This window comes from Streptomyces sp. HSW2009, assembly GCF_040240285.1.
In the GTDB taxonomy this organism is placed as follows: domain Bacteria; phylum Actinomycetota; class Actinomycetes; order Streptomycetales; family Streptomycetaceae; genus Streptomyces.
Genome location: NZ_JBEHZD010000866.1, coordinates 1 through 2,156 on the forward strand (window position 1 = coordinate 1; position 2,156 = coordinate 2,156).

The 2,156-nt window shown below is 73.5% G+C and carries 1 protein-coding gene; it reads left to right on the plus strand.

Features of this window, described 5'->3' with window-relative positions:
* Positions 1–332 precede the first annotated feature (332 nt).
* Positions 333–2,111, plus strand: coding sequence for an APC family permease (locus tag AAHZ94_RS33040; RefSeq protein ID WP_349997395.1), 1,779 nt, complete (start codon positions 333–335; stop codon positions 2,109–2,111).
* The last annotated feature ends 45 nt before the right edge of the window (positions 2,112–2,156 follow it).

Here is a 2,156-nt window from a genome sequence, read left to right on the forward strand (position 1 = left end):
CCCGACCCCCCCCCCCCCCGCCCGGGGCGGGGGGCCCCCCCGCCCCCGCCCCCCCCCCGGGCCCCCGGGACGGCCGGGGGGGGGGCCGCGCGCCCCCCGCGGCCCGCCACGGTTCGGCAGGCGGGGGCGGTGCTGCTTCCGGTGGCCGCGCTGCTTCCGGTAGCTCCGCTGCCTCCGGTGGTCCCGCTGCCCCCGGTGGTCCGGCTGCCTCCGACAGCCCCACTGCTCCCGGTAGCCGTGCCGTTCCCGGCAGCCGCGCTGCTTCCGGTAGTCCCGCCGTACCCGGCACCCCCGCGGCCTCCGTTCCTGCCCCCGCTCCCGGGACCGGCCGCATGAGCGGGGGCAGGGGGGTGGCCGGTGGGGACGGGTCCGGTGGGATTCCGGCTGGTACGGGTGCGGCCGGTGGGGACGGGGCCGGTACGGGTGCGGCTGGCGCGGCGGGTGCCGGGGTGGCCGGTACGGGGGCGGTCGGTGCAGGTGAGGACAGTGCGAGTGCCGCCCGTACGAACGCGGTCGCAGTGGGTGCGACCAGCGCGACCAGCGCGGCCAGTACGCCCAGCTCAGCCACCTCACCCGACACAGAGACCGAGGCGCCCGGCGCCCGGTCACCAGAGGTGCGGGGCAAGGGGCTCGGCGGTGGCTCCGTCGGCCTGTTGGGCAATGCCGTCATCGGGGTGTCGACCGTCGCCCCGGTCTACTGCCTGACATCCACCCTCGGGCCCACCGTCGGCGAAGTCGGACTCCAGATGCCCGCCGTCTTCCTGGCCGGCTTCCTACCGATGCTGCTCGTCGCCTTCGCCTATCGCGAGCTCAACCGCTCCGTCCCGGACTGCGGCACCTCCTTCACCTGGACGGTCAGGGCGTTCGGGCCCCGGGTCGGCTGGATGTGCGGTTGGGGGCTGGTGATCGCCACGATCATCGTGCTCTCCAACCTCGCCGGCGTCGCCACCTCCTTCTGGTACCTGCTGCTCGGCGAGGTGACCGGCAGCCCGGCCGTCGCCGACCTGGACGACAACACGGCCGTACACGTCCTCACCTGCCTCGTCTTCATCGCCCTCGCCACCGCCGTCAGCTACCGCGGCATGACCGCGACCAAGGGCGTGCAGTACGCGCTGGTCGGACTGCAACTGGTGGTGCTCGTCCTGTTCGTGGCCCTGGCCATCGGCAAGGCGCGCAGCGGTGACGTGGCCGGGTCGATCGGCTTCTCGTGGAGTTGGCTGAACCCGTTCGCGGTGCCGTCCTTCGCCGCCTTCACCGCGGGGCTCTCGCTCTCCATCTTCATGTTCTGGGGCTGGGACGCCTGTCTGACCGTCAACGAGGAGACCTCGGGCAGTGACCGCACGCCGGGCAGGGCGGCCCTGCTGGCGATGGTCGTACTCGTCGGCTCGTACCTGTTGACCGCCGTCGCCGCTCAGATGTTCGCCGGCGTCGGCGACCGTGGCACCGGGCTCGGCAATCCGGACACCGCGGACAACGTCTTCGCCGCCCTCGCCGACCCCGTACTCGGCCCGGGCCTCGGCGTGCTGCTGTTCGTCGCCGTGCTGGCCTCGGCCGCGGCCAGCCTCCAGACCACGTTCATCCCGGTGGCCCGCACCGTGCTGGCGATGAGCACGTACCAGGCGCTGCCGGCCGCCCTGGCCCGGGTCCACCCGCTCCACCGCACCCCCACCCTGGCGACCGTCGCCGCGGGCGCGGCCACCGGCCTCTTCTACGCCGTGATGAGCCTGATCAGCGAGAACGTCCTCATCGACACGATCTACGCGCTCGGCCTCATGATCTGCTTCTACTACTCGCTCACCGCCTTCGCCTGCACCTGGTACTTCCGCCGCGAACTGCGCGGCAGCGCCCGCGCCCTGCTGTTCAAGGGCATCGCGCCGACCGTCGGCGGCGTGCTGCTCGCCGCCGTCTTCGGCAAGACGCTGTACGACATGAGCGACCCGGCATACGGAAGCGGAAGCTCCCTCTTCGGCGTCGGCAGCGTCTTCGCCATCGGGGTCGGCCTACTCGCCCTGGGCGCCCTGCTGATGACCGTCATGCACCACCGCAGCCCGGCCTTCTTCCGCGGCGAGGTCCTGACGCGGACGACGGGGGCGCTGGCGGTGGAGGAGTGAGGGACGGGGGCGAGGGGAGGGCGGGGGCGGGGCGGGGGTTTGGGG

Bases quoted from the DNA above. Each gene is read 5' to 3' on its own strand.
- AAHZ94_RS33040 (WP_349997395.1), top strand. From the start codon at position 333: ATGAGCGGGGGCAGGGGGGTGGCCGGTGGGGACGGGTCCGGTGGGATT.